The following is a 22,506-nucleotide window of genomic DNA, read 5'->3' as shown; positions in this document are numbered from 1 at the left end:
TTCCGGCATCTCGCTCAGCTCCTGGAGGCAGACAACAGGTCGTCCAGATGCGTATCGATGAAACCCGTCCATACGTCGCCACCCTTGAACGTCGGATTCGATGTGACGGCGATCAGGAAATCCCGGTTCGTGACAAGACCTTCGACTTCGGTCGCGCGCAGCGCTGCATTGATCCGACCGATGGCCTGATCGCGGCTGTCCCCATAGGCGATGATCTTGGCAATCATCGGGTCATAGAACGGGGTGATCGTGTCTCCCTCGCGCACACCCGTGTCGATACGGATGCCCTCCATCCCTTCAGGCAGGGTGAAACGTTCCAGTGTGCCGGGTGAAGGGAGGAACTTTTTCGCCGGGTTCTCGGCGTAAAGCCGACACTCGACCGCATGGCCTGCAAGGGGTCGACCGCTCAGGTCGTCGGTCAGATCCTCGCCTGCAGCCAGACGCAGCTGGGCAGCGACGAGATCGGTTCCCGTGACCATTTCACTTACGGGGTGCTCAACCTGAATGCGCGTATTCATCTCGAGAAAGAAGAACTCTCCGGTGTCGGCATCCAACACGAATTCGACCGTCCCCGCGCCGCTATAATGCACAGCGCCTGCCAGCGCGCAGGCGACCTCTCCCATCCGCTCTGCAATCGTCCGATCCAGTTGTGGCGCAGGGCTTTCCTCGACCACTTTCTGGAAACGGCGCTGCAACGAACAGTCGCGTTCGAACAGATGCACCGCGCGCCCGTCACCAAAGCCGAACAGCTGGATTTCGATATGGCGCGCGCGGGCGATGTAGCGTTCCAGAAAGATGGAGCCGTCGCCGAAGCTCCGCGCAGCGGCGGACTGGGTGCGTTCGGCGATCTTGCGCAGCTTGGCCGGGTCGTCGACGCGCTGCATGCCGATACCGCCCCCGCCGGCCGTCGCCTTGACCAGCAGCGGAAACCCGACGGCGGCGCCTGCCGCCTCAAGCCCGTCGAGCTTGCCTTCGGCGAAACTTTCCGAGCCGGGCAGAACCGGCACGCCCGCCTTGATCGCAAGAACGCGGGCCTGCCCCTTGTCCCCCATGTCCGCGATCGTTTCCGGTGAAGGACCGACCCATGTCAGGCCCGCCCCGGTCACCTTGCGGGCAAACGCTGCGCTTTCGGCAAGAAACCCATAACCCGGATGCACCGCATCGGCACCGGTTGACCGAGCCGCCTCGATAAGTGCCTCCTGCTTGAGGTAGCTTTGCGCCGCCTGTGGCGGGCCAAGGCAGACGGAACGGTCTGCCATCGACACATGCATCGCGGCGGCATCGGCCTCTGAACAGACGGCGACCGTTTCGATCCCGAGTGACTTGGCCGCCCTGATGATGCGGCAGGCGATTTCTCCTCGATTGGCAATCAGCAGACGTTTCATGGTGACCTCACATCCGGAAGGTGCGGCCCTTGGGGCCCAGCTGGTCCGGAATCAGCTTCCAGGCGTCATCGAGCCAGTCATTGAGCAGCGCCCGGGTGTCGCGGGGGTCGATGATGTCGGGGATGCGGAATTTCTCTGCCGTCAAGAAGGGCGATTCCATGTGGAAGAAATGGCTTTCGATCTCGGCAAGGCGCACAGCGCGGGCCTCGGGGTCAAGCGCGTCCAGTTCCTTTTTGAACGCGGCCTCTGCTCCGCCATCGACCGGGATCGAGCCCCAACGCCCAGAGGGCCAGGCATAGTGCAGGTTGATCCCCTGAACCCGACCAAAGGTACTGCCCGCAAGCCCGTAGCACCGCCGCGTGATAATCGCACACCAGGGGACCTGGCTCTGTTCGATGGCCATGCAGACACGGACCGAACCCTTGACGGCACCTGTGCGCTCGGCCTCGGGGCCAACAATTGTACCGGGCTGGTCAACCATGTGAACGATCGGCAGGTGGAACGTATCGCACAGGTCGATGAACGCCTCCATCTTGCTGGCAGAAGCCTTGGTCATACCGCCGCCATATTGCATCGGGTCGGTGGTGATGACGCCGACGGGCCGCCCGCCAAGCCGTGCAAAACAGGTGACGATCGAGCGTCCATAACCCTTGGTCAGTTCAAAGACCGATCCCTTGTCAAAGACCATGTCGAGGATCTTGCGCGACTTGTAGACCTTGCGCTTGTCGCGCGGGATGATCTCGATCAGCTCTTCCTCGCGACGGTCCTTGGGGTCGTCGCTTTCGATGACGGGCGGCATTTCGTACACGCTCGACGGCAAGTAGGACAGGAATTTGCGGACCATCTCAAAGGCCTCTTCCTCGGTCTTTGCCTCGTTGCCCATCACGCCACTTTCGCGGGTATGAATCTTGGAACCGCCCAACTCTTCCTTGTCGACCTTGATCCCCATGCCGCGCTCGACAACCGGTGGGCCACCGGCAAAGACTTGGCTGGTGCCCTTGATCATAACCGAATAATGCGCCGTGGCGGCCTTGATCGCGCCAAGCCCGGCGCAGGGACCAAGGGCCAGCCCCACCACCGGGATCGTCCCCATCATCCGCGCAAGGCTCCAAGTGGGATAGGCAGGCAACTTGGTCGCGGCGTTCTGGTCTAGGATCTTGACGCTGCCACCGGCGCTTTCGACGAGGCGGATCAACGGCATGCGCATCGCCTCGGCGTAATTCTCGGCATAGATCCATTTTTCCGAAACCGTCGCCTCGGAAGATCCGCCCCGAATGGTCCAATCGTCCCCATCGATCGAGACCTTGCGCCCGTCGATCTTGCCGGTGCCAATCACCGCATTGGCCGGGGTTACATCGATCAGGTTATGATCCTTGTCATAGGTCGCCTTGCCGGTGAGCGCGCCGAGTTCCCGAAAGCTGCCCTTGTCGACGAGCATGTCGATCCGCTCGCGCACAGTCAGCCGCCCGGCATCATGCTGCCGCTTGACCGCCTCTGCGCCACCAAGCTCCTTGGCGATCTCGCGGCGCCTGTTGATCTCGTCAACTTCTTTCTGCCAGCTCATGAGGCGCTCCCTCCGGTCTTGTCACTCGGGTCGTCCATTCAGACTACACAAAATAAGATTGTTGACAATAAGAATGATTTAAAAAGAATGAAACCTGTCGTCGCCCGGGCCTGTCGGGCGTGCGGAAATCGTGGAGGATGAAGCATGAGTGACGAAACGATCGAATCCGAGATCGCGGGCACCGTCTGGAAAATCGAGGTCAAGGTTGGAGACACCGTGGAAGAGGAAGATGTCCTGATGATCCTGGAATCCATGAAGATGGAGATCCCGGCCGAGGCCAGTTGTGACGGCACCGTTTCCGAAATCCTTGTGGCGGAAGGCGACGCCATCTCGGAGGGTCAGCCGCTTGTGCGCATCACGCCAAGCTAATAAACTTTGCTTGGGCGTAATATGCAGCCGCAGGGACAAGTAGATGTATCAACAGACCACGGCACTGCATCGCGCGATGCTTGCTTCACTTAGGCCGTCGCTTGCGGGGGGAAGCGAAGCACTGTCGATTTCCGAGCAGATCGCGATGCAATTGGCCGATGAGATTGTCAACGAGCGCTACATGCCGAATGACCGGTTGCAGGAGATCGGCATTTCGGAGCGCTACAAGGTAAGTCGTGGCCCTGTACGCGAAGCCTTGCGTATTCTTGAAAATGCCGGGTTGGTCACGATCGCGCCCAGACGCGGGGCAATTGTCACTCAACTGTCCGCAAAAGAGGTTGCCGATGTTTTCGACATCCGCGCCGTGCTCGCGGGTCTTGGCGCGCGCCGGCTGGCCGAGACGCGTAGCAAGGATGACATCGACATGCTGCGCCGGCATCTTGCGGCCTTGAACAAGCTTGCCAAGAAAACGGGACCCAAGGCCTCGGCCGACTATGTCGACGCGGTGGTCGAGTTTGGGCTGTCCATCAGCGAGGCATCGGGCAATGAACGTCTCAACTCGATGGTGACCCTGCTCTTTCACCAGACCCTGCGGTACTCGCGGCTTGGCCTCTCGTCGCCGGAGCGCCGAGTTCAGTCCTGCGAAAACTGGTCGGAACTGGTCGATCACATTGCGGCAGGTCGGGGCGCTCAGGCCGAACAGACCGCGCGCCGTCTGGTCGAGGAATCCAAGGTCCACGCAATCCGGTTGCTGCGCGAAGAAAAAGACGCAGCCCCCTGACTTCAGATCCTGTAGAAGCGTTCAGCCGTGCCGATCAGCATGGCATGGCGTTCAACATCGGAAAAACCCGAGAGGATCTCGTCATAGGCTCGCCAGAGCCGACCGTAATCCGACATCAGCTTGTCGACGGGAAAGTTTGAGCCGAACATGATCCGGTCCGGTCCGAACGCATCGATGCAATGCAGGACAAAGGGGCGAATGCTTTCGGTTGACCAGTTGTTATCAACCATACCGAAGCCGCTGATTTTCATCGACAGATTTGGCAGTTCGGCCAAGCGCATGACGGCTTGCCGCCAGCCCTCGATATTCGCGTCATCCCGTTCGGCAGGCATCAGCGCGTGATCAAGAACGATGTCGAGTTCTGGGAGATCATCGGCCACTTCGATCAAGGCCGCGGCCTGTTGATGATAGATCTGCGCATCAAAGCTGAGGCCCATTTCGGAAAGTCTTTGCACCCCTGTCCGCCAGTCCGGGTTGGCCAAGAAATCCTGCGGAGCGCGGTTCAGTTTCGGGTCGTCATGCCGGTTAAGCACCTGCCGCACACCACGAAAGCGAGGGTGTTCCGCATGCGCTTCAAGCACCCGCCCCACATCCACCGAGGACAGATCGGCATAACCGACAATGGCGGTCGGCAGGTTGCCTGACCCCTCGTCCTGCGCGATTTCTTCAAGCCATCGGGTTTCCCCCACCGGATTCGAGAAATCGAAATTGGCCTGCACATGGACCGATTTCAGAACCGTCACCCTACCCTCTCGGGCATCTCTTTGCAGTTCGACAGGCGTGTAGTTACGCATGATGGCCGAGGTGTCGCCCCAGCCCCGGTCGCCGTGATCCTCAGTGTACCAAGGATAGCTTGCACCGTTCTTCTCTACATCCCAGAGGTGATGATGCGCGTCGATGATGTCCATGTTTCCCATCCTGAATAGGAACGAGACCTGCCGGGAGGAAGCAGGTCTCGCAAGTGACAGGCTCAGAGCGCGCCGGCCTCTTCGAGCAGCCCGATCAGCTCGGTCTGACCCTGCTCTTCCAGAATGCGCCGCGCAAGTGCCGGATCATAGGTGCCTTTGACAGCGACCCAGGCGTCAACCGCACCTTTCGACCATTCGGCCAGTTCCGTCTCGGTCGGGACATAGACCGCAACCTTGTCCTGCATCGCGGCGACGGCTTCTTCCTGCCAGGCCAGATCAAAGTTCAGCGCCTCGTTGGCAATGTCCACGGCAACCTTGTCGATGGCCTCCCTTGCCCAGTCGGGCAACTCGTCATAGCGCTGCTTGCTCATCATCACCGGTCGGCCACTGTAAGAGCTTTCCACGCGGGTGACGAATTTGGTCACCTCATAGAACTTGGCCGCGGAGACGAAAACGTCCTGCAGATACATGCCCTGAACGACGCCGGATTGCAGACCTTCATAGAGCGAGGCCCAGGCATACGGAATGGGAACCCCGCCCCACCCCTGCACCAGATTGAATTCGGTCGGGCTTTTGGTCACCCGGATCTTGAGACCGTTGAGATCGGAGGGCACACGGACTTCGCGCTCGGTATTGACCACGTTGCGGAAACCACCGGACGACACCGTCGCCAGCACGTGGATGCCCATTTCTTCGGCCGCCTGCTTGGCAAGCTCATCGCTCAGCCAACCGCGCATGATGGTCTCGGCTTCTTGCTGACCTTTGAACAGATAGGGCAGGTTCAGAATGTCGAACGTTTTGCCAAACGCACCCATGTTACCCGCCGAAACGGTTGTCATGTCGATCTGGCCAAGCCCCAACTGCTCCATGCAGGCCGCTTCGCTGCACAATGCGCCGCGTTGATGCACCTCCAGATCAATTCGGCCATCCGAGTATTTTTCGAGATTGGGTTCGATCACATCTGTCAGCAGCTTTCCGAAACCCCAGGTTGGTTGACCTGCCACGCCAAAGACCAACTTGATCTCGGCCTCGGCCCAGGCTGTTCCCGCAGTCAGAGCTGCCAGCGCACCTCCCAGCAGGGCGCTTCTCATCCGTTTCAATTTCATTTCAACCTCCTTGTTTCTTGTCGGGTTTGCACAATCGGCAAAGGTTCAGGGAAACTCCTGTTCGTCGGTATGCGGCTCTTCATCGAGCGGGCGGACAAACGAGAGGAGAGAGGCGACCAGGATGCCCGCTCCGGTGATCGGCAGGATCATCATCGGGTAGGATTTCGGCAGATTTCCAAGCTCCCAGTAAGAGCCCAGAATACGCGAAGCGGCCTCATGGCCCTTGATCAGCAACAGCAATCCAAAGCCCGCAAAAACAAGCGCCCAAAGCTTGCGGAAAAGCCTGCCGTACCGTGCGGGGATCATCTGATAGAGCGCCTCCATCGCGATGTTCGACCGTTCGCGCACGGCGATAATCAGGCCAAGAAACACCATCCAGACATTGGCGAAGAGCGCCAGTGTGTCGCCCCAGAATGGCGGATTGAGAAAGACGGTGCGCATGACCACCGTGTAGGCGATGAAAACCACCATCAGTACCAGCATGAAACCACAAATCACGGGAAGGGCGCGAAGGATCACGAAATCCGCCAGATCAGCAATGCGTTTCAAAAAGTCCATGTCAGATGAACCCCAACAGCTGCGGCAGGAAGAGCGTCAACGGCGCCAGGAAAAGCATAAGCAGCAGAACGACGATTTCGGCCACTAGGAATGGCACGAGGGCTGCTGCGGATTGCTCCAGCCGACAGCCAGCAATGGCGGTCGCCGTGAAATAGCAGACCCCGACGGGCGGGGTGACCGTGCCCAGCAGGAAACCGACAACCACGACAAGCGCCGCCTGGACCGGCTCATAGCCGGCGGTCTCGCAGGCGGCGACCAGCAAGGGGCCGAGCACAATGATATTGGCGGCGGCATCCATGATCATACCGGCAAGCAGGATAAGGCCCAGCAGCATGAGCGCGAAGAGGAACGGCGTTTCGGCAAAGCCGAGAAGCCAGTTCTGCAACATCTCAAGCGCCCCCAAACGCGCCAGAAGCCACGTGAAGGGACCGGCCGCAGCGATGATGACAAAGACCGACGCCGACATCCGCACCGTACGATTGAGCGCTCCGAGAAAAGACGCCAGATCGAGATCGCGATAGACGACGGTTCCGAGGGTAAGCGCAACCAGCGCCGTGATTGCCCCCGCCTCGACCGAGCTGAACCAGCCACCAAAAATGCCAACCACCAGGATCAGCGGAACGCTGAGCGCCAAAGACGCGCCCCATGCCGCAGCGATGAAGGCACGGATGGTAAACGGTTCATCTCCACGCTCGTGGTCTTTGGCCTTGGCGATGATCCACGCCGTCAACATGAGCAGCAAGCCGATCAGGATACCCGGCAGGACCCCCCCGGCGAACAGCGCGCCGACCGACAGATTCACAGAGCTGGCCAGCACGATCATGGCGATACTTGGCGGGATGATGCCGCCAATGGTCGAGCCGATCGCCGTGATCGCTGCCGCATAGGCCGGGGTGTACCCTTTTGCCTTCATGTCAGGGATCATGATCGTGCCTATGGTCGCGGTATCGGCCACGGCGGACCCGTTCATTCCCGCAAAGAACATGCTGGCCACGATGTTGACCTGTGCCAGCCCGCCGCGCATCCGCCCGACGATGACACGGCTGAGCCGCATGATCCGTTCGGTCACCGACGAGCCGTTCATAAGCTCGCCCGTGAGCATGAAGAAAGGAACCGCCACAAGCGGGAAGTGAGCGATGCCTTCGTACATCTGATGCGGTACGGTCAGCAGCGGCGCCGCGCCCGTCAGCAGGATGTATCCCGTCGGCATCACGATCATTGCCAGCGCCACAGGGGCGCCTACCAGCACGAGGATCACAAAGCAGACCACGAGCAGGATGATTTCCATCTGGCCCTATTCCTCCCATTTCGACAAACACCGCACTGCCTTTGCGAGCGGGTTGCGATACATGTTGTATGAGCCTAAGATGCGAACATAAAGATTGTCAACAATATTGGGCTAGAGTTCGAGAAGCCCCAGAACAGAGGATGGACGCCTGTGAAAGCGCTCATGAGCCATACGCCCGGAGGCCCCGAAACGCTGCGGATAGATGACATTCCTGCCCCGACACCCGCCGCGGGTGAAGTTCTGGTCAAGGTTCAGGCCGTGGGCCTCAACTTTCCTGATCTGTTGATCATAAGGGATTTGTATCAGTTCAAGCCACCCCGCCCTTTCGCCCCCGGCTCCGAAGTTTCCGGTATTGTCGAGGCCGTGGGTGACGGTGTCACCGGTCTCGCCGTTGGGGACAGGGTTCTTGCCTTCTCGGGCTGGGGCGGCCTGGCCGAACGTGTGGTTGTCGGGTCCGACAAGGTTTCAAAAATACCCGATGACATGCCATTCGAGGACGCTGCGGCCTTCATGATGACCTATGGCACATCCTATCACGCGCTCAGGGACCGCGCGGCTTTGGGCAAGGGGGACACGCTGCTGGTACTCGGCGCCTCTGGTGGTGTGGGCCTTGCCGCCGTCGAACTGGGCAAGGTCATGGGCGCACGGGTGCTGGCGGCGGTTTCATCAGAGGACAAGCTTCGCACCGCGCTGGATGCCGGGGCCGATGATGGCCTGGTCTATCCAAGAGGGGATTTCGACAAGAAGGAACTCGCAAGCCGATTCAAGGATCTCTGTGGCAAGGCGGGTGCGCATGTCATCTATGATCCGGTAGGTGGGGACTATTCGGAACCGGCCCTGCGCGCCATCGCTTGGGAAGGCCAATATCTTGTCGTCGGCTTTCCCGCTGGTATCGCCAAGCTTCCGATGAATCTGCCGCTGCTCAAGGCCTGTTCGATCACAGGCGTGTTCTGGGGCGCCGCCGTCGAACGCAATCCCGCGCGCCATGCCGAGGCAACCGCAGAGCTGTTCGGTTTCTACACCGCTGGCAAGGTGAAACCGAAGGTCGAGGTAATTCAGGGGCTGGAAAACGCGACCGCGGCGCTGGAAAAGCTCTCTCAGCGCACCGTGCAGGGCAAACTCGTCATCAGTCTGGGCTGAGGCGCGTCACATGCCGAAACCGCTTCACCAGTTCGACCGGCAAGAGTTGTCGACCTATCTCGCCACGCATATCGACAATTTCGGTCAGCTCGACGAGATCGAACGATTTGGCGGTGGGCAGTCAAATCCCACCTACCGGATCGTCAGTGGCCCGCATGCCTATGTTCTGCGTGCGAAACCACCCGGCCGTCTCCTGTCCTCGGCGCATCAGGTGGACCGCGAATTCCGGGTGCTCGGCGCATTGGCAGACACGCCGGTACCCGTTCCGAGGGTCTATCACCTGAGCGGCGAGCAGAACCCGCTTGGCACGATGTTCTACGTGATGGAAATGCTGGATGGCCGGATCTTCTGGGACCCGGCCCTGCCAGAACTGGTCCTCGGGGAACGCGCCGATGTCCATGATCAGATTTGTACCGCGCTGGCGCGGTTGCACGCGATTGATCCGGCATCAATCGGATTGGCCGATTTCGGTGCACCCGGCAATTACTTCTCTCGACAGCTCAGACGCTGGACAAAACAGTATCACGAAAGCGCCGACGGATACGCGGCCGGGATTGAACACCTAATCCGCTGGCTTGAGACCCATGAACCCGAGGACGACGGGCAGGTCAGCATCGTGCACGGCGATTTCAGGATCGACAACTTGGTCTTTTCCCATGATGCCGAAACCCTGATCGGTATTTTGGATTGGGAGCTTTGCACCCTCGGCCACCCGATTGCAGATCTGGCATATTTCTGCATGTGCCTCCGGTTGCCGGAAAATGGAGTCATCAAGGGATTGGGAAAGCTGGATCGCACCGCTCTGGGCCTTCCCGACGAAAGAGCATTTGTCGAACGCTACTGCGCGCAGCGCCGGATCGACCTTCCGCAAGACTGGGCGTTTGCGCTGGCCTTTTCCTTCTTTCGCCTGATCGCAATTGCAACGGGGGTCATCCAAAGGGCGCAGCAGGGCAACGCGACCAATCCCGCCAGCATGACGGAGATGCGGCAGGCGGTCGATAACCTCACGGCGCTTGCCATCGAGGTGACCCAAGGCCGGTAAGCCAATCCGCGGCTGACGCCCGACGGGCGCACCGACAAGAACCGCTGCTCGACCCATCATTTCATGATCGTATCGGTGACGGATGGCAAAACCGTGGCACCGGGCCGCGACGTTCTGGTTGTCTGCCTCTCGTTCGTGTAGCGGCCGTTTCGGTTGGTCAAAAACTCATTCGGCTCGGTCGTGGAAAGAAATTGCCAAGCCGGTCAAGCTGTGGCTTCCGCAAGACGCACAAGCGTGGATCAAGAAAGGCTTCCATACGCCGACACGTGATGCGCAACCGTGATCGATGCGTTCAGATCCAAGGTTCGGGAGGGCGCGATCACTCTCCCGAACCTGAAAATCAAAGCCATGTGCGCGCGGCCTTGTCTGCCACTCTCTTCGAGAAAAAACGCAGCGAGTTTCCGAACATCATATCCAGTGAAAACGCGATAGGCAGCGCAATCAGAATGCTTTGCCCCCAGACCCGCAGCCACAGCCACGAGACACCGAACTCCAAGAGGCTGAAGACACCCGACAACGCCATCGACATGAAGGCGGACATGACCAAAGAGCTCGCGAGCCGTTGTAGACGATCATGACGCAACATGTTCGACAACCTCCTGCATGGACAATGCCTTGGCCGCGGCGGACAGATCGGCCAGCGCGTTCGGCTCGGTGATGCGCCCGGTTTCCGCGTCATAAGCGTCATGAAAGCTCGCAACGGAAACCGCCGCCTTAAGGTCCGCGCCGAAAAACGGTGCCGAACCTTTGGCCGCGGCCAGCACGCTTCCTGCGCCCCCCGGTCCGGGAGAGGTCGCAAGGTAGACGGTCGGTTTGTTCTGGAACACTTTCTGATCGATCCGGCTCGCCCAGTCGAAGAGGTTCTTGTAGGCCGCGGAATAGGATCCATTGTGTTCGGCAAAGGATACGATCACGCCGTCGGCGGAACCGATCTTGTGGTAGAATTCTCTGGCTGCTTGCGGTTGGCCGATCTCCTTCTCGATATCTTCGCTGAAGATGGGCAGATCATAGTTGTTCAGGTCCAGGATCTCGATCTCGGCATTCGGAACCAGTGTTGCGGTAAACCGCGCCAACGCCTTGTTGATCGAGTTCTTCGTGTTACTTGCGCCAAACGCTACAATTTTCATGGGTGTTCTCCGATCGTTATTGGAAGGTTTCAGTGAATTGGATCAATACGAGGTTGCATCCGCTCTGCGTTTCCAGTTCGAGCGCATCACCCTCGATGATGTCGCCAGCCTTGACCGGCTCACCATTCGCTGTGGCGTGACCGTTACTGAGAAACGCCACGAAACGATGCCCGGTACGAGCGGTTTGCCCGGGGTTCAGAAGACCGATCTGGCACGTCATCTTGCTCTCGAATGTACCATCTGACCCGCCCAGCACGGTTGTGATCCGCCCCTGTTCAAGCGCGATGTCCCGGTACTCGGGCCTGAGCCCGCGTTTCGGAGGCAGAAACCAGATCTGCACCAGTTCCGTATGTTGACCGGTCAGATTGAATTCGGCGTGTTGCAGGCCCGTTCCCGCGCGTTGCACCTGGACACCCGGCCCTGTGATGGTCGTGCCGTGGCCGATAGTGCCTTCGTGGCCAATCTTGCCGTTGGGGATAAAGCTGATGATGTCCACATTCCGATGAGGATGCATCGGCGCGCCGTCTCCGGGCTTGTAATATCCCGTCGCCAGAAAGATGAAATCTCCCAATCCATGGCTGATACCGGGGCGCTTTTCAGCGCCCGGAAAGACGCGTGGGCTCTGCACCATGCGGGTCTCGACAATACCGGCAAAGCCACCTAACGGCAGGTCATCGCGGTGAATGATGCGTATGTTTGTCTGGGTCATCTCTGTTACTCGACTGTGTCCGAGAGCAACCTAGAACCGGCAATCAGCAATTGATAATATCGTTTCTTCACTATTATGATCTAATTATTAGATCACCACGAAGGCGCGACCATGACCCTGGAACAACTGATTGTTTTAAACGCCATTGTCGAACATGGCACATTTCGCGCGGCGGCAAGCCATTTGAACAAGGCTCAATCCGCCATCAGCCATATGATGAAAAAGCTTGAAGACGAGATCGGGTTCGAGTTGCTGTCGCGCGACGCCTATCGACCATCATTGACGGAACGGGGCGAGGTGATCTACCGACATGCCACACGCGTTCTGCAACGTGTACAGGAACTCAAGTCGATCTCGGCGACGTTGCGCAGCGAGCAAGAGGCCGAAGTGGCACTGACCGTCACGGCCACTTACCCGCTGCCTCCGATCCTGTCCCTGGTCAGCGAGATGACGGCCCGGTTCCAGGCCACTCATATCAAGATGTCACGCGACAACATGGGGGGATCGCTGGAAAGGCTTCTGGCCGGAGATGTGCAGATCGCAATCTCGACCCTGGATGACGTGCCGCTGGACCGCATCGAGGCGCTGCCTCTGAAACCGGTCATGATGATCCCCGTTTCACATCCCGATTTTCCTGCCGCCCAGGACGACCGGATGAAATCGGATACCGAGATGCAAACCCATATCCAGGTTGTGGTATCCGACAGCGCTCGTTCAGCCACGCAAAGCAGGGGCATCCTGCCGGGTGGCTTGCGCTGGACGGTGTCCGACTTCGCCACCAAAAAGGAGATCCTTTTAGCGAATATGGGCTGGGGCGGTTTGCCCCAGCACATGATACAGGCAGAATTGGACGAGGGTTCTTTGGTGCCGCTCAACATCGAAGGCTACCCGCCCACACGGGTTTCGCATTATGCGATGCGCAGGCGTGATGTGACGCAGGGCACGGTTGCGCAAGCCATTTGGGACAGCTTGAGGATGCCGAAGACCCAAGACGCCTGACAAGACCCCTGCGACCAAGCTTTCGGTCGGACAAGACGCCAGAAACCTGCCTTGGGGATTGCCCTTGTGCCGCTTGGTCGCTGCGGCACGATAGAAGGGCTGCACATCATTGAACGCCGTGGAGTTCGCGACGGCGAAGGGCGGCCGCTCCCAGAGATCGAAGCGCACAGCACCATCCGAGAAAATGGCCGCTCCACCTTGGCAGACGAGTGTGAACGAGGTCTTTCCCGATGCGGTTATTCTTGAGGTTTAGGTTACACGTCGCGTGGAGCAGATCACGCCGGGGCGGGAGCAACCCCGGCGTGATCCTCCTCAGGCTCAGAGCCTGGCAAGATTCCAATCACCATCTGCGGCAGGAATGCCAAAGCTCTGGCGGGAGTGGGCCCAACAGAAACGTCACAGTCGCAGCACGTGCACGGTGCAATGGGCGTGCCGAACCACCAGCGCCGCCGTCGAACCCAGAAAGAACTCCTTCATTCCCGGCCTGTGAGAGGCGAGAACGATGCAGTCTATGCCGTTGTTGTTGGCAAACTCGGTGATCGCCCGCCCGGCCGACTGGCCTTCGAGCAGAAGAGGAATGACACCGGTTTCCCCTCGCAGCCGCTCAGCCAGACTGGACTGTGCCTTGTTGTAGGATTTCTCGGAAACACCTTCGTCCATGTAGTACATGATCTGCTTGTTTGGTGGTTCATGGATATGGACTGCGGTGATTTTCCCTCCCTCGGAAGACAGGGCGCGGGCTGCCGCAAGTGCCTGTTCACTGATGCCGTGTTCCAACGAAAGAGCGACCAAAATATTGCTGTACATAGTTTTCCTCGCGTTTCGAGTTTCTGTCGTTTCGCCGGCTCTCCCGGCCTGCCACTTGTTCTCAAACGTCATTTTTCGGGCCGGTTGCCGCGCATCCCGGAACCCGATCCGGGATGCACGATTGTTGTCTTGATCCGGCGTGCCTTGGTCTGCGTGCCTTATTTCCCCAGCAGAAGGTCAGGCAAAAACAGGGCAAGCTCGGGAACGAACGTCGTCAGCATCAGCGTTGGCAGCCAGGCAAAGGTGATGAAGATCAAGGTCGGCCAAAGCATCCGCGAAACCGGCTCGTCACAGACCTGAGCACCCAGATAGAGCAAAGGTGCCGTCGGCGGGGTAATGTTCGCCATGCCGAGGTTTACGCCAATGACAGCCGCAAAATGGATCGGATCCATCCCGGTGCTTTGCGCGATGGGCAACAGGATCGGCGTTGCCAGAAGAAGGCCCGAGATATCATCCATCAGCATCCCGATCAGGATCATCACGACGTTGATCATCAGCAGGATGACGATCGGATTATCGGAAACCGAATAGACCAGGTCTTTGGCCAGCTGCGGCGCGCCCTGCGCGATCAGATTGTCCGATACGATCAGAACCATGAAGATCATGACCATCACCACGCCGATGGTGACGCCCGACCCCTGGATCGTTTGAGCCAGAGTTTTCCAGGTCAGGCCGCGGTAGAAATAGATCGCGATGGGGATCGAATAAACCACTGCGATACCCGCCGCTTCGGTGGGTGTCATGATACCACCATAGATCCCGCCGAGGATGATGAGAGGCATCATCAGGGCAGGCCCGGCAAGCCGTGCCTGACGACCGAAGGTTGGCAGGAAGGGCTTTGGCCGTTCCGTCAGGTTGATACCCTCGTATTTGCGCAGCATGAACTGATTGACCACGATCAGCAGCGTGATCAGGATGATCGCCGGTATCACGGTGGACAAAAAGCACTTCAGAACGTGCTGCTGAGCGACCCATCCGTACAGGATGTGGGACGAGCTTGGCGGAATCAGAAGACCAAGTGGGCTTGCGGCAACAATGAGCGCTGCCGATTGGCCCCCCGGATAATTGGCCTTTTTCAGGTGTGGCATCATGATGCCGCCGATACAGGTCAGCGTGGCGTTGGCACTGCCGGAAATCGACCCGAAGACCCCGCAAGCCAAGACGCCGGCCGCGCTGAGACCGCCCTTGATATGCCCGATGAACATTTCTGCAAGTGCGACAAGAGGCGCTGCGATCTTGCCTTTCTCCATGATACCGCCGGCAATCATGAAGAGCGGGATTGCCAGAAGAACCAGTGACCGGATCCCCGTCGAACCCGTCGGCAGGTATCCCGTGATCGATTGATCCCCGACAAGAGCGATAAAGATCAGAACCGCCCCAAAGGCCACAAAGACACTGACACCAAGAAGCAGCATCGCGCAGACGATAAGAAGACTACCGGTGATGATCATTTTGCGGCCCTCCTGGACAGGTCGGATTTCAGCGGAAGGCCAAGCCCCTTGCGGATATGAACGTAGAGGTAGGCAGCGGTGAACATCGCCATGAAGCCGAAGGCGATCATGATCCCGATCCGCCAGCTCACGAACGGAATGCGCAACACCGGGGTTGCCCGCAAACGAGGGAACGAGAAATCGTCAAGCAGCGAGACATAGCACGCGTAAACAAGAAACAGGATCACCAGCAATTCGACCACCAGCACGACAAACCCGCGCCACCAGATCAGCCGGGGGTTCTGGATCACGATCCCGAGTATGTCTGCATTGATGTGCAGATTTCGCGCCGAGGCGAGGACAGCACCGGCAAAAAAGCCGACGATGCTGATCCCCAGAAGCCATTCCTCGTAGGCAAAAAGGTCGCCGCCGAATCCGTATCTGATCACGACCACGGCGCCGAATGTGAATGCCATCAGAAACCCTGTGAACATCACGATCTGCCGCATGACCAATGCTACCAACTTCATGGGATAGCCAATGACAGCAGGCAGTTCGTCGGTGATCCTTTGCGGGCGGTTGCTTTCCTCGTCGAGGATGACCGGCGGCCGTTCGTCCAATGTGCTGGACATTTTCTCCCTCCCTTCCCTTTTACGCTGCAAAGCAAAAGGGGCCGGCTGTTGCGCCGGCCCCCGCTGGTCAGTTGTTCTTGGCTGCCAGCAGACGGTCGATGATGTCCTGCCCGACGTTCTTCGCCATTGACGGCCAGACCTTTTCCTGGACATGCGCAGCCATTGCGGCTTGCTCTTCGGCGCTCAGGCTCAGGATGGTGTAGCCCTTGTCGAGCAGCTTCTGCCCAAAGACCTCGTCGTTCTCGCGATTGTATGCAAAGAAGTCGTCCGAGGCCTTGCTCATCGCCGCCTGCAGGGCATTGCGCTGTTCGTCGTTCAGCTTGTCCAGCGTCCTCTGCGACGCATAGAAGGTCGTCAGTTCAGAGATCGAGTTGTATTCGACGAAATGCGTACCGACGTCCGACTTTGCGAAGATGGAGTAGGTCGCGGTCTTGGTGCAGCAGATCGCGCCATCGACGATGCCGGACTGGATTGCCGGAAAGATGTCACCCCAGGCCATCGTGGTTGCCTGGAAGCCGAGCTCTTCGACCATCGATTTCACGACGCTCGAAGACCAGACACGAATGTTCATGCCCTTGTCTTCGAAAGTGTTCCAGTTGGTCGGTTCCTGCGTGGCAACGATGCCGACGAAACCTTCCGGGTTCTGGGCCATGATCTTGACCCCATACTCCCCGGTAATTTCTTGCAGGATCTTGTTATACTCGGAATCCATGTTGCGCATGATGTTGTTCATGTCGTCCCAGCCGCTCACAAGGAACGGCATGGAAAGGAACTCGAGCCGGGGATCGGTATCCGCATAGATAAAGGCAGCGGCCAGATCGATATTGCCGCGCGCCACGTCCTCGAACAGTGCCTCGCCCGAGCCGAGCTGGTTTGCCGGAAAGACTTCAATCGTCAGTCCGACATTCGCTGCCGCGACGTCGGCCGCGACCTGCTCCATCATCTTCGTGCCCTGATGGTCGATCGGGAACACGCCGGCAAAGCGCAGCTTCATGTCATCTGCGGCTGCCGCGGTCGACATCACTGCGCCGATGGCGCCCGCAATCATGACGTTCTTGATCTTGTTCAAACTCATTTGGGTTTGTCCTCCTGTTGGCGAGTTTCGCCCGTCCCGTGACGGGCAATGATTTGCTCAAGACAGCAAATTTCTGGGATCTTCGAATTTGTGAGTAATGGTGCGGAGCGCCGTGTTGGCCCCGTTCACCAGGCGATCATTCCGGGGCAACGCCGCCTTGGCGCCGCTGTCAGCCAAAGACAGGGCACGCGGCAGGGTCACGTTGTCAGCGACACAGACCGAGGTGAGAGCGACACTATCCGGCGCTTTGGTGATGCAATATCGCACGACACCATTCACCACATGAGAAGGGTCGGCACGATTTGTCGCCTTGGACTTGGCAACGGCAACCGCTTGGCCCAATGTCTGCACGCCTACCAGCGGGACCCGTTCGGACCGCGCACCTGTCACGGGCTTGAAGACCGGTTGGGTTTCTTCTTGTTGTGGCGAAGCAGAGATTTGGCCACGCCTGTCGTGTCCGATCAAATCGATCGGGGGGGCATCTTTCATGATCTGGGTCCTTCTGGGAAAATCAGTCAGGGGTCATGGCAGGTCCGCCAGAACCTCGCCCAGTGTTTGGCACAGAGTTACGATTTCGGGCTCGGAGATGATCAGCGGCGGAGACAACGCGATGATGTCTCCGGTGACGCGGATCATGATCCCAGCGTCCCAGGCCCGTTTCATTGCCTCGTAGGCCCGCGCTCCCGGTGCGCCATCACGCTGCGCAAGTTCAATGGCACCGACCAGCCCCAGGTTCCGAATATCCATGACATTCGGCAAACCTTTCAGCGCATGCAGCTGTTCCTCCCAAACCCGCGACAACAACGCAGCACGCCTGAAGAGATCGTTTTGTTCGTAGCTCTCAAGCGTTGCCAGGGCCGCCGCGCAGGCCATCGGGTTGGCCGAATAAGTATAGCCGTGGAACAGTTCGATAGGCGCATCCGCGTTTTCCATGGCGGAATTGTAGATTTCGTCGCGCACGATCACGGCACCCATCGGGATGATGCCGTTTGTCAGCCCCTTCGCAGTGGTGATGATATCCGGGGTAACCTCGAAATACTCCGCAGCCGTGGCCGCGCCCAAACGGCCAAAGGCGGTGATCACCTCGTCGAAAATCAGGAGGATACCGTATCGGTCACAGATTTCGCGCAGACGTTTCAGATAGCCTTTCGGCGGCAACAGAACGCCCGTCGAGCCCGCCATCGGTTCGACGATCACTGCCGCGATGGTCGAGGCATCATGCAGGGCGACAATACGCTCCAGATCATCGGCAAGCTCTGCTCCATGAGCCGGGCAGCCACGCGAGAAAGCGTTACGCTCAAGGTCATGCGTATGCGGCAAATGATCGACGCCCGTCAGCAATGACCCGAAATACATCCGGTTCTTGACAATCCCGCCGACGGAAATGCCACCAAAGCCGGTCCCGTGATAACCGCGCTCCCGTCCGATCAGCCGAGTCCGCGACGCATCGCCCCGCATCCGGTGGTAGTGCAGTGCGATCTTCAGTGCAGTATCGACCGATTCAGACCCGGAATTGGTGAAGAATGCGTGGTTCATGCCTTCGGGCATCAAGGCGGTCAGCCTTGAGGAGAGTTCGAATGCCTGCGGATGCGAGAATTGAAAACTCGGCGCATAGTCCAGCTCTTGGACCTGGCGCTGCAAGGCCTCTACAATCAACGGATCGCGATGCCCAGCGTTGACGCACCAGAGACCGGCCGTACCATCCATGACCTTCCGACCGTCGGCGCTGGTATAAAACATGCCTTCGGCAGACTGGATCATCCGTGGGTCGCGCAGGAAATCGCGATTTGCCGTGAATGGCATCCAGAACGATGTCAAAGTGTTGCGCTTATCGAGCACCGGAAATCCCTCTTGGTGATTTTAATATTGTTGACATGTTTGCAGATGCGCCGAATGCTGTGCAGCCGGTTTTGTAGAGATCTCTAAGGCGTTGAAAACTTGGGAGTGCCAAACTATTCTGCTTTTGATCGAAAGCAGGAAAGCGCCTTGGGAGAATCCGTCACATCAGATTTGGAAGTTGCACGGCGATTGCGATTGATTCGAACGTCGAAGGGTTTGAGTCAGCGTGAAATGGCCAAGAGAGCAGGCGTCGGCAGCGGTACGATCTCACAGATCGAAAGTGCCTCGACCCAACCGTCAGTAGCGCTTCTCAAGAAAATCCTTGCCGGTGTTGATGTGAATCTGGGTTTTTTCTTCAGCTTCGAGTTGAAGGACGACGAAGGCTTCTTTTTTCCCCATAGCGGTATGCGCGACCTTGGCTCTCACGGTATTTCCTACCTTCTCGTCGCGGGTGAGCGGCGGAATCGCAAGCTTCAGATGCTGATAGAAGAATATGCAGTCGGTGCAGAGTCCGGCCGGACCGCGCTTTCGCACGAGGGCGAGGAATGCGCGGTGGTCATCGAGGGCAGGCTTGAGGTTACTGTCGATGGCCAATCCCGTGTTCTGGGACCCGGGGACGCTTACTATTTTTCCAGCATCCTTCCCCATCGGTTCCGTAATGCAGGTGACACCGCCTGCAAGGTGATCAGCGCATGCACGCCATCCTCGTTTTAGGATAAACACCTGTGCGTTCGGTTTTCACGCTGGCAACTCTACCCGGTCGATATCGGGCTACTCGTCCAGATAATCTCGACATTGACAGCACCCGCTGAACCTTCGCTCAGGCTGTGATTGCGACAAGATCGTCGCCGGTCCACCTGCCCGGCAGGCCAAACGACAATCGCATCCGGGATTCGACCGCTGGGCTGGAAATTGCGACGGTCTATGCCGCGCTGGGATCAGCGGTGTTGGTGGTCGAGTTCATGGACCAGATCGCCCCCGATGCCGAGGCCGTTCGTATCCTGCATACGGCGCTATAAGCGGATGGTATCACCCTGCATACCGGTACCAAGGTTGCCTCTGTCAAGGCGACCAAGTCGGCGCTGACACTGACATGCCAACATGCGTTCGAAGGCGCGATCAGGGCTGACGCCGTCATTCAAGCGGTTGGGCGCAGCGCCAGTGGCGACAAGATCTCGGTGACAAAGGCCAATATCGAGGTCATCGACCGGGGCGTCATCCCGGTCGATGGCTCGTGCGTCACCTCGAACCCGGCGATCTTTGCGATTGGCGATGTCACCGGCGACCCAATGTTGGCGTATCGCGCCACCGTTCACGGATTTAACGCCAGAGGATCGGGCTAATGTTTTTTGTCCTCATGTCCCGAAATACGCCCTGTTCAGATCATCGTCCTCCATCAACTCCTCGGGCGTGCCACTGATGCGCAGATGGCCGGTTTCGAGGACATGGACCCTGCGCGCGAGCGACATCGCGAAGTTGATGTTCTGTTCGGTGATCAGAATGGTCAGCCCGTCCTCTTCATTCAGACGACGCAGTGTCTGGGCAATCTCCGAGCAGACCTTGGGAGACAGGCCAATCGTGGGTTCGTCTACCAGCAGAAGCCGCGGAGAGGTCATCAAGGCCCGGCCCACGGACACCATCTGGCGTTCGCCGCCGGATTGGGTCGCGGTTTCCTGATTGGCGCGGGCCTTGAGAACGGGGAACAGTTCGTGCACATGGGCCAGGTTGCGGGCGATGTCGTCGCGGGCGGTGTAGCCACCTACCAGCAAGTTGTCCTCGACCGTCATGAAGGGGAACAGATGCGCCCGTTCAGGCGCGTAGCCCACGCCCATCTCGACGATTTCGGACGAGCGGCGCCCAACCAGGTTCTGCCCGTCCAGCCGGATCGCACCGGTATTCGAGACCATGCCCATGATCGAATCCATCAGCGTGGACTTGCCCGCACCATTGGTTCCGATCACCGCGACGATATCCCCCTTGTCGACCGAGAACGAGACGTCATGCAGCGATTGCGCCCGTCCGTAGAAAGCCGAGAGATTTTCGATTTCCAGCAATGCCATTGCGTGCCCCCTCAATGCCCCAGATAGGCCATGCGCACGGCCTCGTTGCTCATGACCTCCTGATAACTGCCCTGGCAGACGAATGTGCCCTGCGTCATCGCGATGGCGCGGTCAATCAGAGGTTCGAGCGAACGTAGATCGTGGCTGACGATGACATAGGTCAGCCCCTCTTGCCGCTTCTCGTTGAGCAGGCCAGAGATTTGCGAGATCTCGCCCGCTGTCAGTCCGGCGAACACCTCGTCCAACAGCATGACCTCGGGCCGGGTCGCCAGGGTTCGCGCCAGTTCGAGCTTGCGCAGGTCTCCCATGCTCAGCTCTGCCGGGTCGCGGTGCAGGTCCGCTTCGCTCAGCCCGACCGACCGGGCCAGGGCGACTCCCTCCTTGTGGTCAAAGGGCGACAGCAGCATGCCCAGGATCGAATCCGGCATCAGTCCGACCTCGATATTGGCCAGCACGTCCATGTCCGCAAAGGGGCGTGGCACCTGGTAGGTCCGCGCGACGCCCCGGCGGATACGCTTGTGGGTCGGCAGGCGCGTCAACTCCTCGCCATGCAAGCGGATCGAACCGGAATTGACCTTGTGCTCGCCCATGATCAGGGAAAAGATCGTGGTCTTGCCTGCTCCGTTTGGACCGATCAGCCCCACGCTTTCGCCCTTGTCCACCGCGAATGACATGTCATTTGTGGCCACCAGCCCGCCAAAACGCTTCACCACATGTTCGAGTTCAAGGATCGTGCTCATGTGCGGCCCCCGGTCAATCCGGCGCGGCCCTGCCGGATCACTTCGTAGAGGCCTTTGGGCTGATACATATAGAGCACCAGCGCAATGCCCCCATAGATGAAGTATCGCTCGGCCCCTGGCAGGACGGGCCGGAGGTATTCCAGCAGGAAGGTCAGGAAAAATGCTCCGCCCAGGGGGCCGATGATCGTCGAGGCCCCACCCAGAAGGGCGGCCACGATGATGGTGAATAGAAAGTTGATGTCGAAGAGCGCTCGCGGTGCGATGGAGCCCAGATAATGCACGTAGAAGGCGCCGCCAATTCCGGCGACTCCGGCGCCGACGGTAAAGGCGAACAGCTTCAGCTTGGTGGTGTTCAGGCCTGAACCTTCAACCGCTTCCTCGTTCATGCCGATGGCTGACAAAGCCGTGCCGAGTCGGGTTTTCATCATCGCCCACAGGGACATGGCGATCACCCCCATCAACCCGAGCGAAATATAATAGTTGTTCTCAGCGCCCCTGATCAGGGTCTCGACCCCCGAAATGCCGCGCGTGCCGCCGGTCAGATCGGGGCGGATCACCTGCACCAACTGATACATCAATTCCATGAAGGCCAGTGTGACCAGCGCGAAATAGGTGCCCTTGATGCGTAAGGCCGGCAGGAAGAAAAGGATTCCCGCTCCCATCGTCACCACAACGGCAATCGGGATCGAGTATCCCAAAGGCACGTCGAAACGATAGCTCAGGATCGCGCTGGTATAGGCCCCGATACCGATCAGAAAGGGGTGGCCGAAACTGATATAGCCGGTGCGCCCTGACAGCACATCCCAACTCATGGCGAAAATCGCCAGGTAATTGGCAAAGATGATGGTGCGCAGCGTCCCCTTGCCGACCAGTTGCGGCAGCAAGGCCATGCCACCGAGGAACAGCGCCCAGTAAAGCATATGTTGCCATTTGATTGCGGGTGTCAT

Annotated in this window: 27 protein-coding genes and 1 pseudogene; 9 read left to right on the top strand and 19 right to left on the bottom strand. The window is 58.9% G+C overall.

Annotation, left to right across the window (positions count from 1 at the left end):
- Window positions 1-14 precede the first annotated feature (14 nt).
- Window positions 15-1,385 carry an acetyl-CoA carboxylase biotin carboxylase subunit gene (locus AC2FNA_RS21445; protein ID WP_496830062.1) on the bottom strand — a complete coding sequence of 457 codons (1,371 nt, stop codon included), beginning with the start codon at window positions 1,383-1,385 and terminating at the stop codon, window positions 15-17.
- A gap of 7 nt (window positions 1,386-1,392) precedes the next feature.
- Window positions 1,393-2,949 (bottom strand): acyl-CoA carboxylase subunit beta, encoded by a 1,557-nt coding sequence (locus AC2FNA_RS21440; protein WP_496830060.1) that lies wholly within the window; start codon window positions 2,947-2,949, stop codon window positions 1,393-1,395.
- A gap of 144 nt (window positions 2,950-3,093) precedes the next feature.
- On the opposite strand from AC2FNA_RS21440, the gene AC2FNA_RS21435 reads away from it, so the two are divergent.
- Window positions 3,094-3,318 carry a biotin/lipoyl-binding carrier protein gene (locus AC2FNA_RS21435; RefSeq protein WP_234143790.1) on the top strand — a complete coding sequence of 75 codons (225 nt, stop codon included), beginning with the start codon at window positions 3,094-3,096 and terminating at the stop codon, window positions 3,316-3,318.
- A gap of 43 nt (window positions 3,319-3,361) precedes the next feature.
- Window positions 3,362-4,099: a GntR family transcriptional regulator gene (locus AC2FNA_RS21430; RefSeq protein WP_234184806.1), complete on the top strand. Its 738-nt coding sequence runs from the start codon at window positions 3,362-3,364 to the stop codon at window positions 4,097-4,099.
- A gap of 2 nt (window positions 4,100-4,101) precedes the next feature.
- Here AC2FNA_RS21430 and AC2FNA_RS21425 read toward each other — a convergent pair whose 3' ends face one another.
- The 4 genes from AC2FNA_RS21425 to AC2FNA_RS21410 form a co-directional block, all read right to left on the bottom strand.
- Window positions 4,102-5,007 (bottom strand): amidohydrolase family protein, encoded by a 906-nt coding sequence (locus tag AC2FNA_RS21425; protein WP_496830057.1) that lies wholly within the window; start codon window positions 5,005-5,007, stop codon window positions 4,102-4,104.
- Window positions 5,008-5,069: 62 nt separating this feature from the next.
- Window positions 5,070-6,098 (bottom strand): TRAP transporter substrate-binding protein, encoded by a 1,029-nt coding sequence (locus AC2FNA_RS21420; RefSeq protein ID WP_496830055.1) that lies wholly within the window; start codon window positions 6,096-6,098, stop codon window positions 5,070-5,072.
- 60 nt (window positions 6,099-6,158) lie between these two features.
- Entirely contained in the window at window positions 6,159-6,671 is a 513-nt protein-coding gene (locus tag AC2FNA_RS21415; RefSeq protein WP_496830053.1) for a TRAP transporter small permease, read from the bottom strand.
- Between the two features lies 1 nt (window position 6,672).
- Window positions 6,673-7,959, bottom strand: coding sequence for a TRAP transporter large permease (locus tag AC2FNA_RS21410; protein WP_496830051.1), 1,287 nt, complete (start codon window positions 7,957-7,959; stop codon window positions 6,673-6,675).
- Window positions 7,960-8,121: 162 nt separating this feature from the next.
- Here AC2FNA_RS21410 and AC2FNA_RS21405 point away from each other — a divergent pair, with 162 nt between their 5' ends.
- Both AC2FNA_RS21405 and AC2FNA_RS21400 read left to right on the top strand, forming a co-directional pair.
- On the top strand, window positions 8,122-9,099 hold the full coding sequence (locus AC2FNA_RS21405; RefSeq protein WP_496830049.1) for an NADPH:quinone oxidoreductase family protein: 978 nt from the start codon (window positions 8,122-8,124) through the stop codon (window positions 9,097-9,099).
- A 10-nt stretch (window positions 9,100-9,109) separates the two neighbouring features.
- Window positions 9,110-10,141 carry a phosphotransferase family protein gene (locus AC2FNA_RS21400; protein ID WP_496830047.1) on the top strand — a complete coding sequence of 344 codons (1,032 nt, stop codon included), beginning with the start codon at window positions 9,110-9,112 and terminating at the stop codon, window positions 10,139-10,141.
- A gap of 340 nt (window positions 10,142-10,481) precedes the next feature.
- On the opposite strand, the gene AC2FNA_RS21395 is transcribed toward AC2FNA_RS21400, so the two are convergent.
- The 3 genes from AC2FNA_RS21395 to AC2FNA_RS21385 are packed head-to-tail and all read right to left on the bottom strand — an operon-like array spanning window position 10,482 to window position 11,977.
- The gene (locus AC2FNA_RS21395; protein WP_496830045.1) at window positions 10,482-10,727 is read right to left on the bottom strand and encodes a DUF2798 domain-containing protein; all 246 of its coding nucleotides are present in this window, start codon (window positions 10,725-10,727) and stop codon (window positions 10,482-10,484) included.
- Window positions 10,714-11,268: an NADPH-dependent FMN reductase gene (locus AC2FNA_RS21390; RefSeq protein ID WP_496830043.1), complete on the bottom strand. Its 555-nt coding sequence runs from the start codon at window positions 11,266-11,268 to the stop codon at window positions 10,714-10,716. The genes AC2FNA_RS21395 and AC2FNA_RS21390 overlap by 14 nt, the downstream gene beginning before the upstream one ends.
- A 16-nt stretch (window positions 11,269-11,284) precedes the next feature.
- The gene (locus tag AC2FNA_RS21385) at window positions 11,285-11,977 is read right to left on the bottom strand and encodes a pirin family protein (RefSeq protein WP_496830041.1); all 693 of its coding nucleotides are present in this window, start codon (window positions 11,975-11,977) and stop codon (window positions 11,285-11,287) included.
- 111 nt (window positions 11,978-12,088) lie between these two features.
- Between AC2FNA_RS21385 and AC2FNA_RS21380 the strand changes: the two genes are divergently transcribed.
- Entirely contained in the window at window positions 12,089-12,976 is an 888-nt protein-coding gene (locus tag AC2FNA_RS21380; RefSeq protein WP_496830039.1) for a LysR family transcriptional regulator, read from the top strand.
- 396 nt (window positions 12,977-13,372) lie between these two features.
- Here the strand turns inward: AC2FNA_RS21380 and AC2FNA_RS21375 are convergent, their stop codons facing one another.
- The 6 genes from AC2FNA_RS21375 to aptA form a co-directional block, all read right to left on the bottom strand.
- Window positions 13,373-13,855: a universal stress protein gene (locus tag AC2FNA_RS21375; protein WP_496830037.1), complete on the bottom strand. Its 483-nt coding sequence runs from the start codon at window positions 13,853-13,855 to the stop codon at window positions 13,373-13,375.
- An 86-nt stretch (window positions 13,856-13,941) separates the two neighbouring features.
- Window positions 13,942-15,234: a TRAP transporter large permease gene (locus tag AC2FNA_RS21370; protein ID WP_496830035.1), complete on the bottom strand. Its 1,293-nt coding sequence runs from the start codon at window positions 15,232-15,234 to the stop codon at window positions 13,942-13,944.
- The gene (locus tag AC2FNA_RS21365) at window positions 15,231-15,845 is read right to left on the bottom strand and encodes a TRAP transporter small permease subunit (RefSeq protein ID WP_234143776.1); all 615 of its coding nucleotides are present in this window, start codon (window positions 15,843-15,845) and stop codon (window positions 15,231-15,233) included. The genes AC2FNA_RS21370 and AC2FNA_RS21365 overlap by 4 nt, the downstream gene beginning before the upstream one ends.
- 67 nt (window positions 15,846-15,912) lie before the next feature.
- Complete coding sequence (dctP, locus tag AC2FNA_RS21360; protein WP_234143775.1) at window positions 15,913-16,920, bottom strand: TRAP transporter substrate-binding protein DctP; 1,008 nt, start codon at window positions 16,918-16,920, stop codon at window positions 15,913-15,915.
- Window positions 16,921-16,977: 57 nt separating this feature from the next.
- The gene (locus AC2FNA_RS21355; protein WP_496830033.1) at window positions 16,978-17,409 is read right to left on the bottom strand and encodes a hypothetical protein; all 432 of its coding nucleotides are present in this window, start codon (window positions 17,407-17,409) and stop codon (window positions 16,978-16,980) included.
- 33 nt (window positions 17,410-17,442) lie between these two features.
- Window positions 17,443-18,759, bottom strand: coding sequence for an omega-aminotransferase AptA (aptA, locus tag AC2FNA_RS21350; protein WP_496830031.1), 1,317 nt, complete (start codon window positions 18,757-18,759; stop codon window positions 17,443-17,445).
- A gap of 231 nt (window positions 18,760-18,990) precedes the next feature.
- Here aptA and AC2FNA_RS21345 point away from each other — a divergent pair.
- Window positions 18,991-19,047: pseudogene (locus AC2FNA_RS21345) on the top strand (cupin domain-containing protein); the annotation flags it as partial.
- Window positions 19,048-19,056: 9 nt separating this feature from the next.
- On the opposite strand, the gene AC2FNA_RS21340 reads toward AC2FNA_RS21345, so the two are convergent.
- Window positions 19,057-19,353 carry a hypothetical protein gene (locus AC2FNA_RS21340; RefSeq protein ID WP_496830078.1) on the bottom strand — a complete coding sequence of 99 codons (297 nt, stop codon included), beginning with the start codon at window positions 19,351-19,353 and terminating at the stop codon, window positions 19,057-19,059.
- Here AC2FNA_RS21340 and AC2FNA_RS21335 point away from each other — a divergent pair.
- The 3 genes from AC2FNA_RS21335 to AC2FNA_RS21325 all read left to right on the top strand — a co-directional run bounded on the left by AC2FNA_RS21335 (window position 19,237) and on the right by AC2FNA_RS21325 (window position 20,102).
- Window positions 19,237-19,473: a cupin domain-containing protein gene (locus AC2FNA_RS21335; protein WP_496830076.1), complete on the top strand. Its 237-nt coding sequence runs from the start codon at window positions 19,237-19,239 to the stop codon at window positions 19,471-19,473. The genes AC2FNA_RS21340 and AC2FNA_RS21335 overlap by 117 nt on opposite strands.
- Window positions 19,474-19,586: 113 nt before the next feature.
- Window positions 19,587-19,778: a hypothetical protein gene (locus AC2FNA_RS21330; RefSeq protein ID WP_496830029.1), complete on the top strand. Its 192-nt coding sequence runs from the start codon at window positions 19,587-19,589 to the stop codon at window positions 19,776-19,778.
- Between the two features lie 9 nt (window positions 19,779-19,787).
- Entirely contained in the window at window positions 19,788-20,102 is a 315-nt protein-coding gene (locus AC2FNA_RS21325; protein WP_496830074.1) for an FAD-dependent oxidoreductase, read from the top strand.
- A gap of 12 nt (window positions 20,103-20,114) precedes the next feature.
- Here the strand turns inward: AC2FNA_RS21325 and AC2FNA_RS21320 are convergent, their stop codons facing one another.
- Genes AC2FNA_RS21320 through AC2FNA_RS21310 form a run of 3 tightly spaced genes read right to left on the bottom strand, consistent with a single transcriptional unit; the run spans window position 20,115 to window position 22,506 of the window.
- Window positions 20,115-20,819 (bottom strand): ABC transporter ATP-binding protein, encoded by a 705-nt coding sequence (locus tag AC2FNA_RS21320; protein WP_496830027.1) that lies wholly within the window; start codon window positions 20,817-20,819, stop codon window positions 20,115-20,117.
- An 11-nt stretch (window positions 20,820-20,830) separates the two neighbouring features.
- Window positions 20,831-21,559 (bottom strand): ABC transporter ATP-binding protein, encoded by a 729-nt coding sequence (locus tag AC2FNA_RS21315; RefSeq protein WP_496830025.1) that lies wholly within the window; start codon window positions 21,557-21,559, stop codon window positions 20,831-20,833.
- Window positions 21,556-22,506: a branched-chain amino acid ABC transporter permease gene (locus tag AC2FNA_RS21310; RefSeq protein WP_496830023.1), complete on the bottom strand. Its 951-nt coding sequence runs from the start codon at window positions 22,504-22,506 to the stop codon at window positions 21,556-21,558. The genes AC2FNA_RS21315 and AC2FNA_RS21310 overlap by 4 nt, the downstream gene beginning before the upstream one ends.

It is taken from the genome of Ruegeria sp. YKSD163 (assembly GCF_059612905.1).
This window is presented reverse-complemented; position numbering and strand designations above follow the sequence as displayed.